The following is a 16343-nucleotide window of genomic DNA, read 5'->3' as shown; positions in this document are numbered from 1 at the left end:
AAAGCGTATGGTGGGGCTCCTTTTTCGCGTAGGGTGGCTGCCATGGAACTCATTGGGCTTACGGGTGGTATTGGCAGTGGCAAGTCAACAGTCGCAACGCTTTGCCGCGAACGCGGGTGGTGTGTGGTCGACGCCGATGGCATTGCACGCGACGTCGTCGAGCTTGGCAAGCCGGCTCTATCGGAGCTGGCGTCGGCATTCGGGGAAGAGATCCTGCTGGCAGACGGCAGCCTCAACCGCAAGGAACTAGCTCGGCGAGCCTTTGTGGACAAAGAACACACCGAGTTGTTGAATTCCATTACCCATCCACGCATCCAAGAGGAAACGCAGCGCCAATTCGCGTTGGCACGTGAGGAAGGCTATGGCTTCGCCGTTTACGATATGCCGCTTTTGGTGGATAACGGCTTAGACAAAGACATGGACTGCGTCATTGTGGTTGATGTGGATGAAGAAGAACGCGTTCGTCGCCTTGTAGCTTCGCGCGGTCTTGAAGAGGAAGACGCGCGCCGGCGCATTGCTGCCCAGGTGCCGGACGAGGTGCGCCGAGCCGCAGCTACGCACATCATTGATAACAATGGTTCGCTAGAGCAGCTGCGCGCGCGAACTGCCGAAGTTTTGGACAGCATTGAATCGGAGTCACCCAAGGTTTAACCGTTGGGTAATTAAAGTTCACGCGCTTTCGAAGTCTCGTTAACTTTAGTGCCTTAAGCTACCGGCCGTGGGAACGTGGGATACTGGGCCATTTGATAATCACGCAGCGCGAGAATTGCTCGCGGGCTTGCGCGATGGTTCTTTCGATCTCAAATCATTTCAGCGATCGTGCGCTGCAGAGCCTCTGGACTCTGATGATGCGGAGACCATGATCGCCCTAGGCGCCTTGCTGAAGCTATCTGCGGATGCACTGCCGGAAGGCATAGACCGCGAAGATCTTGCGCCGCTCTTCACGCCGCAGTTTAAGGCTTGGCTGCGAAGGCACATCAATAGCGCCATGCGCCCTGAAACTTCCTCTGTCTACGCTTTATGGGAGACCACTGGCGAGCTTGAAGAGTGGCTTCGCACCGCGCAGGATTCTCTACCTTGAACGTAGCTAGTTTCGCTGCCTAGGCAGTAAAGTAGTGGGCATGGCTTTTGCTGCTGAACATCCCCTTATTCCAAATTCCGAACACCGCGTCGTCAGCGAGGTCGAGCGCACCCCTGGCGAATTTCAGGTTGTGTCGGAATATGAGCCGGCAGGCGATCAGCCGTCCGCCATCGCAGAACTCAATGACAGGCTCAATCGAGACGAGCGCGATGTCGTTCTCATGGGTGCTACCGGTACAGGTAAGTCTGCTACCGCCGCTTGGCTCATCGAAAAGCAGCAGCGGCCCACGTTGGTCATGGCACCCAATAAGACTCTCGCGGCGCAGTTGGCTAATGAGCTGCGCCAGCTTTTGCCGCATAACGCGGTGGAGTATTTCGTTTCCTACTATGACTACTACCAGCCTGAAGCCTATATCGCGCAGACAGATACCTATATCGAAAAGGATTCTTCCATCAACGAGGACGTTGAACGCCTGCGCCACTCTGCTACGTCGGCGCTGCTGTCTCGCCGAGACGTGGTAGTGGTCTCCTCTGTGTCCTGTATTTATGGCTTGGGCACTCCGCAGTCCTACTTGGATCGCTCGGTTATCATTTCCGTGGATGAGGAGCTGGACCGTGACCGTTTCCTCCGCTTGCTGGTGGATATCCAATATGAGCGCAACGACGTGGGATTTACCCGCGGTACCTTCCGTGCCAAGGGCGATACGGTAGACATCATTCCGGCCTATGAGGAACGTGCTGTGCGTATCGAGTTTTTCGGTGACGATATTGATTCGCTGTATTACATCCACCCCGTGACCGGAGATGTCATCGAAGAAGTAGATGAGGTGCGCATCTTCCCGGCTACGCACTACGTGGCCGGGCCAGAACGCATGGAAAAGGCAGTAGCTGCCATCAAGGAAGAACTGGCCGAGCGCCTGGAAGATCTAGAAAACCGCGGCAAGTTGCTGGAGGCACAAAGGCTGCGAATGCGCACCGAATATGATCTGGAAATGATCGAGCAGGTAGGTTTTTGCTCCGGCATCGAGAACTACTCTCGGCACGTGGATGGTCGCCCTGCTGGCTCTGCGCCAGCAACGTTGCTGGACTACTTCCCAGAGGACTTTCTCACCATTATTGACGAGTCCCACGTCACCGTGCCGCAGATTGGTGGCATGTTTGAGGGGGATATGTCCCGCAAACGAAACTTGGTGGAGTTTGGATTCCGTTTGCCGTCGGCCGTGGATAATCGCCCATTGACCTTCGATGAGTTTGAGCAGCGCGTGGGCCAAACCGTGTATATGTCCGCAACCCCAGGGGACTTTGAGCTTACGTCCTCGGGCGGCGAGTACGTAGAACAGGTAATTCGCCCCACCGGCTTGGTGGATCCAAAGGTGACCGTTAAGCCCACCAAAGGCCAAATTGATGACCTTATCGATGAAGTGCGCACCCGCATATCCCAGCAAGAGCGTGTCCTAGTGACCACCTTGACCAAGCGCATGGCGGAAGATCTCACCGATTACCTGTTGGAGCAGGGCATTAAGGTGCGTTATCTGCACTCGGATATTGATACTTTGCAGCGCGTCGAGTTGTTGCGGCAATTGCGACTAGGTGAGTTCGATGTTTTGGTTGGCATCAACCTTCTGCGCGAGGGCCTTGACCTTCCCGAGGTGTCCCTGGTGGCTATCGTGGATGCGGATAAGGAAGGCTTTTTGCGCTCAACTACCTCGCTTATCCAGACCATTGGTCGCGCCGCGCGCAATGTCTCTGGCGAGGTCATCATGTATGCCGATAAGGTCACCGAGTCTATGCAAGAGGCAATTGAGGAGACCGAGCGTCGCCGAGAAAAGCAGATAGCTTATAACAAGGAACATGGCATTGACCCGCAACCGCTGCGCAAGAAGATTGCAGATATCTTAGATCAGGTTTATGAAAACGGCGGGGAGGAAGAATCGGACTCCGATCCCTCTGCAGTGGTGGAAAAGCGTGATATTTCCAGTATGGCTACCGACGAGGTGCAGGCGCTTATCGACGACCTTTCGGCACAGATGGGTGCCGCCGCGCGCGAGCTTAAATTCGAGTTGGCTGGGCGCTTGCGCGATGAAATCGCGGATCTCAAGAAGGAGTTGCGAGGATTGAAGGAGGCAGGAATCTAGCTTTCTCCCCCTGAAAGGGATGATTGTTTCCAAGGGTACTTCTATATACAGCCGTGCTAGTTATACTGGAGGAGTGCCAGAAGCGCCGTCTAGTTGGCTCTATGTAAAGGTTCAACTGCAAGGAGAATAATGCTTACGTATAAAAACATTGCCGTCGGCACCGATGGCTCTGAAACCTCCCTGCGCGCGGTACGCGCAGCGGCGTCCATGGCACGGGCGTACGACGCCAAACTGATTATCATCTCGGCATTTTATAACCACGCTGGATCAATGCTGGGCGCTCCTAGGGGTGACGAAGCCGGTTTGCCCGTTGTTAGTGAGGACATGGCAGGTACCTACCTCACCAATGCCACTCGGATCGCCGAGTCTGAGGGTGCGGAGCACATTGAAATAGTGGGCAAATCCGGCGACCCAGTTAAAGCCTTGTTGGAAGTAGGCCAAGACTATGATGTGGACCTGTTCGTGGTGGGCAACCGCGGTGTTAATTCCGTTCGTGGTCGAGTCTTCGGTTCCGTGCCCACGGAACTGACCCACAAGTCTAAGGTGGACGTCGTCGTTGTTAATACCAGCGAGAAACGTTAATCATTTTTCGTTGTTACACTGGCAGTAATGCCCCTGTAGGCTAAATAAAAATCCCGGGTACACACCCACAAAGAAAGGTCATCATGAGCGACTACAACACGATCGTTGTCGGTACTGACGGTTCTAAGTCTTCTCTTCTTGCAGTCGAGCGAGCAGCTAAGATTGCCGCCGCCTTTGATTCCACTCTGATCATCGGTTGTGCTTACTACGAGAATCAGGAGCAGGCTTCTAAGACCCTGCGCCAGGATTCCGTTACTATTCTGGGCGATGAGAAGGCCGAGGCTAACCTGAAGGACGCCAAGGCGCACGCCGAGAAGTTCGGTGCTTCCAAGGTCGAGACCGCTGTTCGCCCTGGTACCCCAGTTCAGGCCCTGATGTCCATTGTCAATGACAACAAGGCTGACTTGCTCATCGTCGGCAACCGCGGCATCAACTCCTTGACCGGTCGCCTGCTGGGTTCCGTTCCAGCAGACGTTGCTCGCCAGTCTGACTGCGATGTGATGATCGTTCACACCGTAAGCTAAGCTCGGTATCACACCCGCCCTGGCCTTTGACTATAGAAAGGCGAGGGCGGGTTTCGTCGTTAAGCGCCGCGTTATTCTTCAGGGTGTGCGGCGCTAAAGGCCGCGGTGATAGCCCTGCCGTTTGCGCCTTGAATTAGGGGAATGGCAAAGTTGCCCTCCTCATTGGCATCGGCCAAAGGGCTTAATGAACCGTGCGAAAGCAATTGTTCCTGCGGGCTTAGGTTGCGGATGATCACCGAATGAATCCGGTCCGGATGCTCGTTTGCCACATCGCCGTAGGTCAAAGGATCGTGTTGACCATCATCACCGATCAATATCCATTGCATATCAGGGTACGCGATCAGCAAATTTCGCAGCTGCACGCGCTTGTGCTCCTGTCCGCTGCGGAAGAAGCCCGTCTCTGTAGGGCCCCAATCCGTCAGCAGCATAGGGCCAGCGGGAAAGCCATGGTGAGACAAGAACTTCTTAAGCGAGCCAAAGGTATTCCATGCGCCCGTGGATAGATAGAACACCGGTGCCTGCGGATAGCGCCGTTGCAGTTGGGCATAGAACTCCGCCATTCCAGGAACCGCTTGGCGCTTGCTTGGGCGTTTAGCCCAGGAATTCCATGCAGCAGTGAGCGCCCGTGGCAGCCAAGTGACCATCACCGTGTCATCAATATCACTGACTATTCCGATTTTTGCTGCCGGATCCACAATGAGCACTTCCACGGCTACGGGTTTCGCGTTAGCGGCTTCGACCGTGCCCGTATGCCACCCAGGCTCCAGTCCGTGATCATGGACGAGCAGGTCGATATAGCCGTTGCTATCGGTTGTTCCAGAGACAGTCTGTTCACCAATTGTGGCCGCTACATCATGGTGTCCTACCTGAATGGTGAGAAACTGTTGGTAACCGCGCTTTCCCCAAGTGTCCCTTTTGCCTTCCTCAGGGTCGCGCATGAGCACGCGGCCAAAGATTCTCACGTGTTCGGTGGTGCCGTAGCCGGTATAGCCCACAATTTGTGGCTGCCATCCGCGGCGCTGGGAGCGCTTTAGGGTAATGGAGTTAAGCGAGCTTTCAGCCTTGCGCACGATGTCAGAAAGAGCCATGGCCTAAAGCCTACGGGAGGCTAAAGAACTTCGCCGCAGTTACCAACCAGGGTCAGCGTTTGGGTGGCACGAGTAATGCAGACATAAAGGTTCTGCAGGCCCTGAGGAGAGGAATCCACAATGCGCTGCGGGTCGAGTACTACCACGTGGTCAAACTCGAGGCCTTTATAGTGCTCTGCTGAGGCGGCGTCGATAACCGCTGTGAGCCTGCCGTCCTCTTCGGTATATACGCCCGGGGCGTAGTCTCCTTCCTTGATCCTGCGCACCGGTACTCCATCCCGAATGGCAGTAGCCGGAGTGGCCTCGGGATCAATCATCTCCAGTAAGTCATTGGCTAGCTCGGTGATCGGCTGCGGCGTGCGGTAGTTGACGGTGAGAAAATGGTGCCGGAAACGCTGCGCCACAAACGGCTCCAAGGCTTCGCCCCAGTCATCAACACCAGCCGGAGACCCGGTCTGGGAGGTGTCACCCACCAAAGTCATCCACCGGGATGGACAACGCCGGAAGAGCATCCGCCACTCCATCGGCGTTAGTTCTTGGGCCTCGTCCACGATGATGTGCCCGTAAGCCCACGTATGATCCTCGCGCGCGCGTTGGGCAGTCGTCCGCTTATCGCGCACCTCTTGGCGGTGAGCTAGGGTTTCGGCGTCAATGACATCGTGAGCCGAAAGGATCTCGGCTTCAAACATGTCATCGTCGTTATCGGTGGACTCCGACGAGGAAAGGATGTCGAGGGCATCTTCCGCGTCCGCCACTTGTTCGCGCCACGCTGCATCATCAGCCGCCTTCTTCTCCTCAGGATTGGGCAATCCGATAAGAACGGCTAGTTCATCAAGGAGGGCAGCATCCGAATCGGCCCAGGCCCGTCCATCGGCGCGGTAGAGGGCCTCCTGAGTTTCTTCGTCGTAGCCCCGGGCGGCAACCGCAATGCGCTCGCGGGAGGACAATAGCTCCGCAAGTACGTCGGTGGGGTGAAGCTCGGGCCAAAACTCATCGACTAAGGCGATAACCTCCGCATCCTCAGCAAGGTCATCGTGGAACTGATCGATATCGGCGCGGGATAGCAGGTTGTTCCCTCCGAGCGGGTCGGTTCCTACCTTTTCAGCCATCTGCTGGGCGAGGTCTTCGACGAAGTGCTCGATGAAAGCACCTCGCGCTTCATTATGCGGCTTGCGCGAGCGGCGTGCCCTAGTACGTGCGCTTTTGACCATGCCGGGGGTAACGCTCAAGCTGAGCCCGTCAACGGAGAGCTCACGAGGGGCGTCGGGAAGCAGCTGATAGGCCTTAACTGCAGCGGAGAGTATCTCTACCATGGCTGCACTGCCTTTAATTTCGCGAGCGATGAGGTCTTCCTCGTGAGTTGGGTCCATTCCTGGGAACAGGCCACCAATGGTTGACAGCACCACGCCGGTCTCACCAAGCTCTGGCAGCACGCGGGAAATATAGTCCAAGAAGCTGCTATTGGGGCCAACGATAAGAACGCCGGTGGCAGATAGGAGCTCGCGGTGGGTATAGAGCAGGTAGGCCACTCGGTGCAATGCGACGGCGGTCTTGCCGGTACCAGGCCCACCCTCTACTACCATCACGCCGCGGGTGTTATCGCGGATAATTTCGTCCTGCTCGCGCTGGATGGTCTCGACGATGGATGCCATGTGCCCAGTGCGAGCACGCTGCATGGCGTGGTAGAGCGCAGATTCACTGGCTACCCCCGCCTCTTCTTCCCGCACACCGGGGCCAGATAGCACTTCATCATGTATCCCGGTGACTGTGCGCCCTTTGGTGCGGATTTGGCGGCGGGTGCTGACACCTTCTGGTTGGGCAGTAGTGGCTAAATAAAATGGGCGTGCCATTGGGGCTCGCCAGTCCAAGAGCAGCGTGCGATAGTCCTCCTCACGGGCATCTAATCCCATGCGCCCGATATAGCGGCGATCTAATCCCTCCGGGGTGGGGTTATCACCAGGGGCGTCAATGTCAATGCGTCCAAAGACCAGACCCATTTGGGCAACGTTGAGGCGGTCTAGCTTGGCCTGCAACCCGTGGTATTCGGTTTCGCGGCGCACTAAGGCATCCGCGTCTGGGGTGGAAGGATCTACATTCGCTTGCACCTCATTAAGCCTCTCATTGGCCGCTGCCACCTCATGGTCGAGCCGGGAGAATAGGCCGTCCACATATTCTTGCTCTGCGGCGATGGCTTTCTGCTCGGTGGAGCCTACAGTTGCCGCGTGCTTTTTGGATGCTGAGTTCACGTGACTCCTTGGAAATCGGTCTTTAGGGAAGAGGCACCGGGCACGCTGTCCGGCAAGGGGAGAGACGAGTTTAGACCGTGCCGTGACAAAGAACAACGGCCCAGCGTAGAGCTGGGCCGTGTATCACCACCGAGATATTCGGCTGAAGTTCTGGTGGCTACTTATTGCGCTTTTCCAGCTTCTTGATGGCAGCCTCAATCTTCTTATTGGCTTCCTGCTGCAGCTTATCTGCGCGCTTGGAGGCCTTCTTGGTTGCGCGCTTGGACTTTGCGCCATCCAGCTTGGCGACGGCCTTGTCAGCACGAGCTTGAGCCTTGGTAGCTGCCTTGACGGCACCGGTGCGAGCGGTCTCGCGGTTGGCCTGTGCGGCCTCTAGCCAATCACCTTTGTTGTCTTCTACGTAGGACTTGGCGTTATCGACCGAGTCCTCAATGAAGGACTTGGCATTGCCCAGCAGGCCGCGGCCGGACTCCTGCCAGTCGTCCTTGTTGTCTTCCACATAGTTCTTGGCGTCATCCACATAAGACTTTGCAGTGTCCAGCAAGCCACGGCCAGTGGACTGCCAGTCGTCCTTGTTGTCGTCTACATAGGCCTGTGCCTTAGCGGAGGTTTCACTGAACCAGTCGCCGGCCTTGGTGGACAGTTCGTTAGCTCGCGCAGAAAGCTCTTCGCGCTTTTGCTCAGACTCGGACTTGGTTGGCAGAGCCTGCTGAATCTTCTTGTTCGTGCGCTTGCCAGCCTTCTGCGCGCGCCAGCGCAGGGAAGGCTTACCCTCGGTGTCTTGGGTGGTGATAAATAGGGCACCGAGCAGGGCAGTGTTGGTAATGAAGCCGTTGCGGCGGGCTTCCTTTTCTTCCTTATTGCCAGCAGCCCAGAAATTATTCTTAGCAATCAGGTTAGGCAGGGTAGCGGCAGCCAGAACCGCAGCGGAGGTGCGCGGTGCCTTGCCCAGAGCCAAGGTGGATCCGGCGCCGACCTTCGCGCCGCCGATGGCGCGGGTAACTAGTTCTGGGTCATTAGGGATATAGCCCTGGTACTCAGAAGGAACGGTCTTGCGCACGGTCTTGAGGAAGCCTTCGGTCTCCTTAACGTGCTCGGACGCGTTGCGCAGGTTGTCTACGCCTTCCCATACAAAAACGGATGCCAGCATGGGGCGGGCAAGCTTGCGAATCATAGTCCTTAAAGCTCCTTAGCTCGTTGTTCTAGATCTATGGTGTGCCAGACCATTGTACGCGGAAATTGGCCGCTGGATCACCAGCGGCGTTCCCACCAGTCACCCAGCTTGGGGCGTTCCTCACCCAAGATCGTGGGCTTGCCGTGGCCGGGACGCACAATGGCGTTGTCTGGGAACTCATCAAAAATGCGTCCTGTTACATCCTTATACAAGCGGACAAAGTCTCCTTCGGAGGTGGTTTTGCCCAACCCGCCAGGGAAGAGGGAATCGCCCACAAAGAGGTTGGTGATGCCTTCAACAGTGGCGATCAGAGCAGCCCCTCCCGGAGTGTGGCCGCGCAAGATGCGCACGGGCAGATGGAGACCTGCGAAGTCGATGGTATCGCCGTCGCGCAGCTCCACATCCACGTTGGCCGGGATGGCTGGGGAGTCCAGAAAGGAGGCGTAGTGGGTGGCATCGGTTTCGGAGAGGACCTCCTCCAGCGCGCGCACATGATCCCAATGGCGATGGGTGGTGAGCACGGCGGTGATCTTTACCCCAGCCTCGCGGGCCATGTCCAAGATGGCGGGGGCGTTATCGGCGGCGTCGACAAGCAAGCCTTCCTTGCCTGCTTGGAGAAGGTAGCAGTTATTGTCCATTTCGGATACGGAAATCTGATGTAGCTGAAGCTCGTTAGTCATGTGTCCTAGCCTACGGGTACATTCGAGTGAAGATTGCAATCCTTAGGACTGGAGGTCTGAGCACAGTGGCTGATCGTTTGGTGGTGCGCGGTGCCCGCGAACACAACCTCAAGGGCGTGGATATTGATATTCCCCGCGATAAAATGGTTGTTTTTACCGGCCTATCGGGTTCCGGTAAGTCTTCGCTGGCCTTCGACACCATCTTCGCTGAGGGCCAGCGCCGTTATGTGGAATCCTTAAGCTCCTACGCCCGCATGTTTTTGGGGCAGATGGATAAGCCGAATGTGGAATTTATTGATGGCCTTTCCCCGGCAGTGTCCATCGATCAAAAGTCAACGAACCACAATCCGCGCTCCACGGTGGGCACGATTACGGAGATCTACGACTACCTGCGCTTGCTGTTTTCCCGTGCTGGCACGCCGCACTGCCCCAAGTGTGATGCGGTAATTGAGCGCCAAACGCCGCAACAGATTGTAGATGCGGTACTTGGCTTGGAAGAAAAGCTGAAATTTCAGGTCCTCGCACCAGTGGTGCGCAAGCGCAAGGGAGAGTTCGTCGATCTTTTCCAGGATCTGTCGGCCCAAGGTTATTCCCGCGTCCGCGTGGATGGGGAGACCTATCAGCTCAGCGATCCGCCTAAGCTAAAGAAGCAGATCAAGCACAATATTGAGGTAGTGGTTGACCGCCTGCAGGTAAAGGCTTCGCAAAAGCAACGGTTGACCGATTCGGTGGAAACCGCATTGCGCCTAGCAGAAGGTTTGGTGACCATCGAGTTCGTGGATAGGGAAGAGCTTACCCACACTTACTCGGAGAAGGCCGCCTGCCCGAATGGCCACACATTGACCATCGAAGAGTATGAGCCCCGTGCCTTTTCTTTCAACGCCCCATTTGGCTCCTGCCCCGTGTGTGATGGCTTGGGCACCAAGCTGGAAGTCGATGTAGATCTGCTGATTCCAGACCCAGATGCGCCGGCGGTAGACGCCATTCAGCCATGGCACTCCAGCCCGAACTCCCGCTACTTTGTCAAGCTGGTGGAGGGTCTAGGAAAGGCGATGGGGTTTGACCCTAAAACCCCAGTGAGCGAATTGGCCGAGGAACAGCGCCACGCGCTCGTTTATGGCACGGATGAAGAGGTGCAGGTCCGGTATAAGAACCGCTACGGACGGCAGCGCAACTGGACCGCGCCGTTTGAGGGTGCGACCGGCTTCATTCACCGCAAACTAGAGACCACCGATTCCCAGTCCCAAAAAGACCGCCTGCTGCAGTACACCCGCCGCGTACCATGTAGCACCTGTAAGGGCACCCGCCTGAAGCCGGAAATCTTGGCCGTCCGCCTGGCGTCTACCACTTATGGTGAGCAGTCCATCGCTGGGTTATGTGCGCTTTCTATCGAAGACGCCTCCGAGTTCTTGGACTCCTTGGTGCTTGGTCACCGTGAGGAAATCATTGCCGGTGCGGTGCTCAAGGAGACCCAGGCCCGCCTGCGTTTCCTTCTGGACGTGGGCTTGAACTATCTCACCCTTGACCGCGGTGCCTCCACTTTGTCAGGCGGCGAAGCGCAGCGCATCCGCTTAGCGACCCAGATTGGTTCCGGATTGGCCGGGGTTCTCTACGTGCTCGATGAGCCTTCCATCGGCCTGCATCAGCGCGATAATCAGCGCCTTATTAAGACCCTGCAGCGCCTGCGCGATATTGGCAATACCCTCATTGTGGTTGAGCACGATGAGGACACCATCCGGGAATCTGATTGGCTCGTCGATGTTGGACCGCGTGCCGGTGAATACGGCGGCGAGGTGGTCTACCAAGGCGAGCCTGCTGGAATCGAGAAGGTAGAAGAGTCCCTCACTGGCCAGTACCTTTCTGGCAAGAAGGTGCTCGCCGTACCGGACCACCGCCGAGAGATTGACAAGGAACGCCTCCTCAAGGTTGTCGGCGCGCGCGAAAATAACCTTAAGGGCATCAACGTGGAGATTCCGTTGGGCGTATTGGTGTGCATCACCGGCGTGTCAGGGTCTGGCAAGTCCACGGTGATCAATGAGATTTTAGCCAAGACTTTGGCCAATAAGCTCAATCGCGCACGCCAAGTCCCAGGCCGCGCCAAGCGCGTCGAGGGCGTGGAGCACTTAGACAAGTTGGTACAGGTGGACCAGAGCCCAATTGGTCGTACCCCGCGTTCTAACCCAGCTACCTACACAGGCGTCTTTGACAAGATCCGAAACCTTTTTGCGGAAACTCAAGAGGCCAAGGTTCGAGGCTACAAGGCCGGTCGTTTCTCCTTCAACGTCAAGGGCGGGCGCTGCGAGGCTTGTCAGGGCGAGGGCACCATCAAAATCGAAATGAATTTCCTGCCGGACGTTTACGTTCCGTGCGAGGTTTGCGAGGGCGCTCGCTATAACCGCGAGACTCTGGAGGTGCACTACAAGGGCAAGAACATCGCTGAGGTGCTAAATATGCCCATCTCTGAGGCGGCGGACTTCTTCGAACCCATCAACTCCATTCACCGCTACCTTGCCACGCTTGTCGATGTCGGACTTGGCTATGTCCGCCTTGGCCAAGCCGCTACCACACTCTCTGGCGGCGAGGCTCAGCGCGTCAAGCTCGCCTCGGAGCTGCAAAAGCGAACCAACGGCCGAACCATCTACATCTTGGACGAGCCGACTACCGGCTTGCACTTTGAGGACATTCGGAAGCTGATGTTGGTTATCCAGGGGCTAGTAGACAAGGGCAACTCGGTACTAGTTATCGAGCATAACCTCGACGTCATCAAGGCCGCAGACTGGATTGTGGACATGGGTCCAGAAGGCGGCGCCGGCGGCGGCACTGTGGTGGCGCAGGGAACCCCAGAAGATGTAGCACAGGTGGAAGGCTCCTATACGGGTAGCTATTTGAAGGACATGTTGAAGTAGGGAATCGTGAAGAATAAACGCCTTGACGTCAGCCTGCTCGCAGCGCTCACCCTGTTGACAGTGAGCGCTTGTTCTGGCGAACCCGGGACAGAAAGTGCCCCAGCGTCCTCGACTACCTCTTCGGCGTCGGACCAGGACCTCGTGCGAACTCAGCTTGACCGTGCGGTGGACAAGACCGCAAAGAAATATCATGCCCAGGTTGGTGTTGCCATTTCCGCCGGTGACGCCACTATTGCTGCGGGGGATAAAGGCGAGGGCCCCGTCTGGTCCACTATCAAGGTTCCTATCGCCATTGCAGCGCTTAAAGACGGCGCGGATAAGAGCCTGGTCGACTTGGCAATCAAGGAATCAGATAACGATGCCGCCTACACCTTGTGGTCGCAGGTGCAATGGCATGAAGGCTCGGCCGATAAAGCAGTGGGGGATTTGCTCGATGCCTATGGATCACATGCGGATATCCACGACACCGCCTTCGGTTACTCCACGTGGCCATTAAAAGACCAGGCGGACTTCGGCGCCCAACTACCCTGTATTGAAGAGGCCGACTACGTGCACAAGGTGCTGAAGGACATCGTGTCCTGGCAGAAGGTTGGTTTGTCTAAGGAGAAACAAACCCGCGCCAAAAGCGGCTGGGGCTTGGATGAGGAAGAAAATGAGTACACCTACCGCCAATTTGGTGTTCATGAGGTTGCTGGAAAACGCGTCGGCATAGCGCTATCTGTGGTTACGGATGGGGAGAATTATGCGGAGGCCGAGCCAGCGGTAGATTACCTCGCTCATCAGTTGGTCGGCATCGTTGAAGCTGGGGTGGATGAAGGCAACATTGAACCAGCTGCCCAATGCGAAGATCGTTAGACGAGTTGCGATTTGGTGGGAAGGGGAGAAGCTGCTATCCTCAAAGCCACTACCGCCCATGACGCCTTTTCGAGGTTCGTGGGTCACAAGCGGAGTATCTCCCACCCGAAGCCGCGAGCAATGTTCGTAGGATAAAGGTAAAGGTAACCAAGCACTTGTGCTTGGCACTGTGAGAACTCCCGGCTGTCTTTGGCAGACCGGGTTTGATTCGTTTGTGGTCCCGGTAGGTGAACTACTTACTCATACACCCCCTAATCGAGGAGAACCACAATCAGCGCTGAAGCTCGCATCAATGAGCGTATCCGAGTACCCGAGGTCCGTCTGGTAGGCCCCGGTGGTGAACAGGTGGGCATCGTCCGTACCGATGATGCTCGCAAGCTTGCATATGAGGCTGACCTTGACTTGGTTGAGGTAGCACCGAAGGCAAAGCCCCCAGTGGCCAAGATCATGGACTACGGCAAGTTCAAGTACGAGCAGGCTCAAAAGGCTCGCGAAGCCCGCAAGAACCAACAGCAGACCGTGGTGAAGGAACAGAAGTTCCGTCCGAAGATCGATGATCACGATTATGAGACGAAGAAGGGTAACGTAGTTCGCTTCCTCGAGAAGGGATCCAAGGTCAAGGTGACCATCATGTTCCGTGGCCGCGAGCAATCGCGTCCGGAGCTGGGTTTCCGCCTCTTGGAGCGTTTGGCTGATGACGTCGCAGAAGTTGGCGTCGTTGAGTCCCGCCCCAAGCAGGATGGTCGCAACATGACCATGGTTTTGGGTCCGGTTCGCAAGGGCAAGAAGTAGACCAGATTCCACGTAGGATTTAAGGACTTAATACTCATGAAGCAGAAGACCCACAAGGGCACCGCAAAGCGTATCAAGGTGACCGGTTCCGGCAAGCTGCGCCGTGAGCAGGCTGGCCGCCGCCACCTGCTGGAGGGCAAGCCGTCCAAGCGTACCCGTCGCCTGAAGGGCACCGAGGCAGTCGCACAGCCTGACACCAAGCGCGTCAAGCGTCTGCTCGGCCGCGCATAATAGCGCCGAATCAACCCACATCCGCCATCACAATTTGAATTAAGGAAGTATCACTGTGGCACGAGTAAAGCGCTCAGTTAACGCCAAGAAGAAGCGTCGCGCGATTCTGAAGTCCGCCAAGGGCTACCGCGGCCAGCGCTCCCGCCTGTACCGTAAGGCGAAGGAGCAGTGGCTGCACTCCATGACTTACGCTTACCGCGACCGTCGCGCTCGTAAGTCTGAGTTCCGTAAACTGTGGATCCAGCGCATCAACGCTGCTGCCCGCATGAACGACATCACCTACAACCGCCTCATCCACGGCCTGCGCCTGGCTGAGATTGAGGTCGACCGCAAGATCCTGGCTGAACTTGCTGTCAATGACTTCGAGGCATTCTCCGCACTATGCGAGGCTGCCAAGGCTGCCCTGCCTGAGGACGTTAACGCTCCTAAGGCTGCCTAGTCACTAGGATACGGTGTCCGCTTCGCCTGCTTTTGAGCTAGGCAAGCGGGCACTTTTGGTTTTCGTCCCTGCTTATCTAGTGAGCTCAGACTAGCATGCTAAATTAGATCCAGAATCCGTGAAAGCCCGAGACCGAGGAAAAGATTCCCTATGACGAACCCCAATGGTGGCTACCAACCTGAAAATGGCGAGAATTCTAGCCAGTCCTACGACAGCAACCAGGGCCAGCAGTACAATCCTTATAGTCAACAAACCGGTTATCAACCGCAGTACAACCAGGGTTATTCCCCGCAACCCAACATGGGTGCGTACCCTGTGCAGCAGCAATACGTGGCACCAGGACAGCAGAAATCGTGGATTGCAGCTTTGCTGTTGTGCTTCTTCCTAGGCTCCTTCGGCGCGCATAACTTCTATACTGGCCGAACCTCTTTCGGCGTAGCGCAGTTGGTGCTCAACATCTTGGGTTGGGCAACTTTCTGGTTCTTGCTCGGATTCGCATTCTGGGCCATCCTCGGCATCTGGGTGTTTATTGAGTTCATCATGATAATCGCCGGCGCCGGTGATTACGATAAGGACTCCCGCGGGGTCCCGCTGGCTAAGTAACGACTACCTATTTGATCTTGTTGCCCGACGGCAACGGGATTTTTCTTTTTCGGGCCCCTAGGGGCCGTATCTGAAAAGGGTAGATTACTAGGTAGGGTAGTAGCCATGAATTTGGATTTTGACTCTGCCTTTACTGAACGCACCCCACGCATTGTTAACGCAGCCAAGCTGCACCGTGCGGCTAACCGCAAGAAGGCGAAGCAATTCCTAATTGAGGGAGAAAATGCCGTGGATGCGGCGGTATCGACTGGAGCGGCTGTTGACGTATTTGTAACAGACAAAGCAGCTGAACTTTTTGGTGAGATTATTACCGCCTGTGGATACATGGGTGTATATGTTCACCCCATTACAGATAAGGCCGCCAAGCACCTGTCTGATACAGCCACCACCACGGGTATATTTGCGCTTTGCAAACCAGTGCTGTGGTCGGCGGGTAAAATCCTCAACGGTAAGCCGCGTCTTGTATCTGTGCCGGTGCTAACTTCGGAGCCGGGAAATGCGGGAACACTAATTAGGACCTCAGATGCAATGGGCGCAGATGGCGTCATTTTTGCAGGTGAAACTGTTGATCCCCTCAGCTGCAAGGTAGCACGTGCTTCGGCCGGTTCACTCTTTCATGTTCCGGTAGCGCGAGACCCCAACATCAAAGACGTTTTGGGGCAGCTGCGTAAGTCGGGCATGCAAATTGTAGCCACGGCCGCCGATGGGGAAGTAGACCTTGCGGAGGCCGATCTGTCCCAGCCTACGGCTTGGCTTTTTGGCAACGAGGCTCATGGCTTGGGCGAGCTACTGGAAGAAGCGGATATGCGGGTACGTATTCCGCTGCGTGGACGCGCTGAGTCCCTCAACCTTGCAACTGCCGCGAGCATCTGTCTCTATGAGTCAGCAAAGGCACAAGAACGCGGTTAAACCGAGCTCGAATGAAATGGGGGTCCCTGGGACGGTCAGCTCCCTAGTGACAGAGTAAGATTGCACGCGTTAGTTTTCGCGCGAGAAGAAGGTACGAAG

16 protein-coding genes are annotated in these 16343 nt (G+C 56.3%); 12 read left to right on the top strand and 4 right to left on the bottom strand.

Features of this window, described 5'->3' with window-relative positions:
- Nucleotides 1-42: 42 nt before the first annotated feature.
- The 5 genes from coaE (at nt 43) to L8V01_RS11440 (ending at nt 4321) form a co-directional block, all read left to right on the top strand.
- The gene (gene coaE, locus L8V01_RS11460) at nt 43-651 is read left to right on the top strand and encodes a dephospho-CoA kinase (RefSeq protein ID WP_269947138.1); all 609 of its coding nucleotides are present in this window, start codon (nt 43-45) and stop codon (nt 649-651) included.
- A 67-nt stretch (nt 652-718) separates the two neighbouring features.
- Nucleotides 719-1081, top strand: a complete 363-nt coding sequence (locus tag L8V01_RS11455; protein WP_269947135.1) for a DUF4259 domain-containing protein — start codon at nt 719-721, stop codon at nt 1079-1081.
- 40 nt (nt 1082-1121) lie between these two features.
- A complete protein-coding gene (gene uvrB, locus L8V01_RS11450) occupies nt 1122-3215 on the top strand; it encodes an excinuclease ABC subunit UvrB (RefSeq protein ID WP_269947134.1) in 2094 nt (697 codons plus the stop codon).
- 129 nt (nt 3216-3344) lie between these two features.
- A complete protein-coding gene (locus tag L8V01_RS11445; RefSeq protein WP_005323274.1) occupies nt 3345-3797 on the top strand; it encodes a universal stress protein in 453 nt (150 codons plus the stop codon).
- 83 nt (nt 3798-3880) lie between these two features.
- On the top strand, nt 3881-4321 hold the full coding sequence (locus L8V01_RS11440; protein ID WP_269947133.1) for a universal stress protein: 441 nt from the start codon (nt 3881-3883) through the stop codon (nt 4319-4321).
- Between the two features lie 71 nt (nt 4322-4392).
- On the opposite strand, the gene L8V01_RS11435 is transcribed toward L8V01_RS11440, so the two are convergent.
- The 4 genes from L8V01_RS11435 to L8V01_RS11420 form a co-directional block, all read right to left on the bottom strand.
- Nucleotides 4393-5409: an App1 family protein gene (locus tag L8V01_RS11435; protein WP_269947132.1), complete on the bottom strand. Its 1017-nt coding sequence runs from the start codon at nt 5407-5409 to the stop codon at nt 4393-4395.
- 20 nt (nt 5410-5429) lie between these two features.
- A complete protein-coding gene (locus tag L8V01_RS11430; protein ID WP_269947131.1) occupies nt 5430-7655 on the bottom strand; it encodes a HelD family protein in 2226 nt (741 codons plus the stop codon).
- A gap of 157 nt (nt 7656-7812) precedes the next feature.
- A complete protein-coding gene (locus tag L8V01_RS11425; protein ID WP_269947130.1) occupies nt 7813-8829 on the bottom strand; it encodes a DoxX family protein in 1017 nt (338 codons plus the stop codon).
- Between the two features lie 77 nt (nt 8830-8906).
- A complete protein-coding gene (locus L8V01_RS11420; RefSeq protein ID WP_269947129.1) occupies nt 8907-9509 on the bottom strand; it encodes an MBL fold metallo-hydrolase in 603 nt (200 codons plus the stop codon).
- Nucleotides 9510-9574: 65 nt separating this feature from the next.
- Between L8V01_RS11420 and uvrA the strand changes: the two genes are divergently transcribed.
- The 7 genes from uvrA to L8V01_RS11385 all read left to right on the top strand — a co-directional run bounded on the left by uvrA (nt 9575) and on the right by L8V01_RS11385 (nt 16244).
- Complete coding sequence (gene uvrA / locus L8V01_RS11415) at nt 9575-12415, top strand: excinuclease ABC subunit UvrA (protein WP_269947128.1); 2841 nt, start codon at nt 9575-9577, stop codon at nt 12413-12415.
- A gap of 6 nt (nt 12416-12421) precedes the next feature.
- Nucleotides 12422-13270 carry a serine hydrolase gene (locus L8V01_RS11410; RefSeq protein ID WP_269947127.1) on the top strand — a complete coding sequence of 283 codons (849 nt, stop codon included), beginning with the start codon at nt 12422-12424 and terminating at the stop codon, nt 13268-13270.
- A 270-nt stretch (nt 13271-13540) separates the two neighbouring features.
- Nucleotides 13541-14062 carry a translation initiation factor IF-3 gene (gene infC, locus L8V01_RS11405; protein WP_080970442.1) on the top strand — a complete coding sequence of 174 codons (522 nt, stop codon included), beginning with the start codon at nt 13541-13543 and terminating at the stop codon, nt 14060-14062.
- A 36-nt stretch (nt 14063-14098) separates the two neighbouring features.
- Nucleotides 14099-14293, top strand: coding sequence for a 50S ribosomal protein L35 (rpmI, locus tag L8V01_RS11400; protein ID WP_005323265.1), 195 nt, complete (start codon nt 14099-14101; stop codon nt 14291-14293).
- Between the two features lie 55 nt (nt 14294-14348).
- Nucleotides 14349-14732, top strand: a complete 384-nt coding sequence (gene rplT / locus L8V01_RS11395; RefSeq protein WP_005323264.1) for a 50S ribosomal protein L20 — start codon at nt 14349-14351, stop codon at nt 14730-14732.
- A 150-nt stretch (nt 14733-14882) separates the two neighbouring features.
- Nucleotides 14883-15335, top strand: a complete 453-nt coding sequence (locus tag L8V01_RS11390; RefSeq protein ID WP_269947126.1) for a TM2 domain-containing protein — start codon at nt 14883-14885, stop codon at nt 15333-15335.
- A gap of 105 nt (nt 15336-15440) precedes the next feature.
- Nucleotides 15441-16244 (top strand): TrmH family RNA methyltransferase, encoded by an 804-nt coding sequence (locus L8V01_RS11385; protein WP_269947125.1) that lies wholly within the window; start codon nt 15441-15443, stop codon nt 16242-16244.
- Nucleotides 16245-16343: the final 99 nt, after the last annotated feature.

Source organism: Corynebacterium curieae, assembly GCF_027570035.1.
GTDB lineage: Bacteria > Actinomycetota > Actinomycetes > Mycobacteriales > Mycobacteriaceae > Corynebacterium > Corynebacterium curieae.
This window is presented reverse-complemented; position numbering and strand designations above follow the sequence as displayed.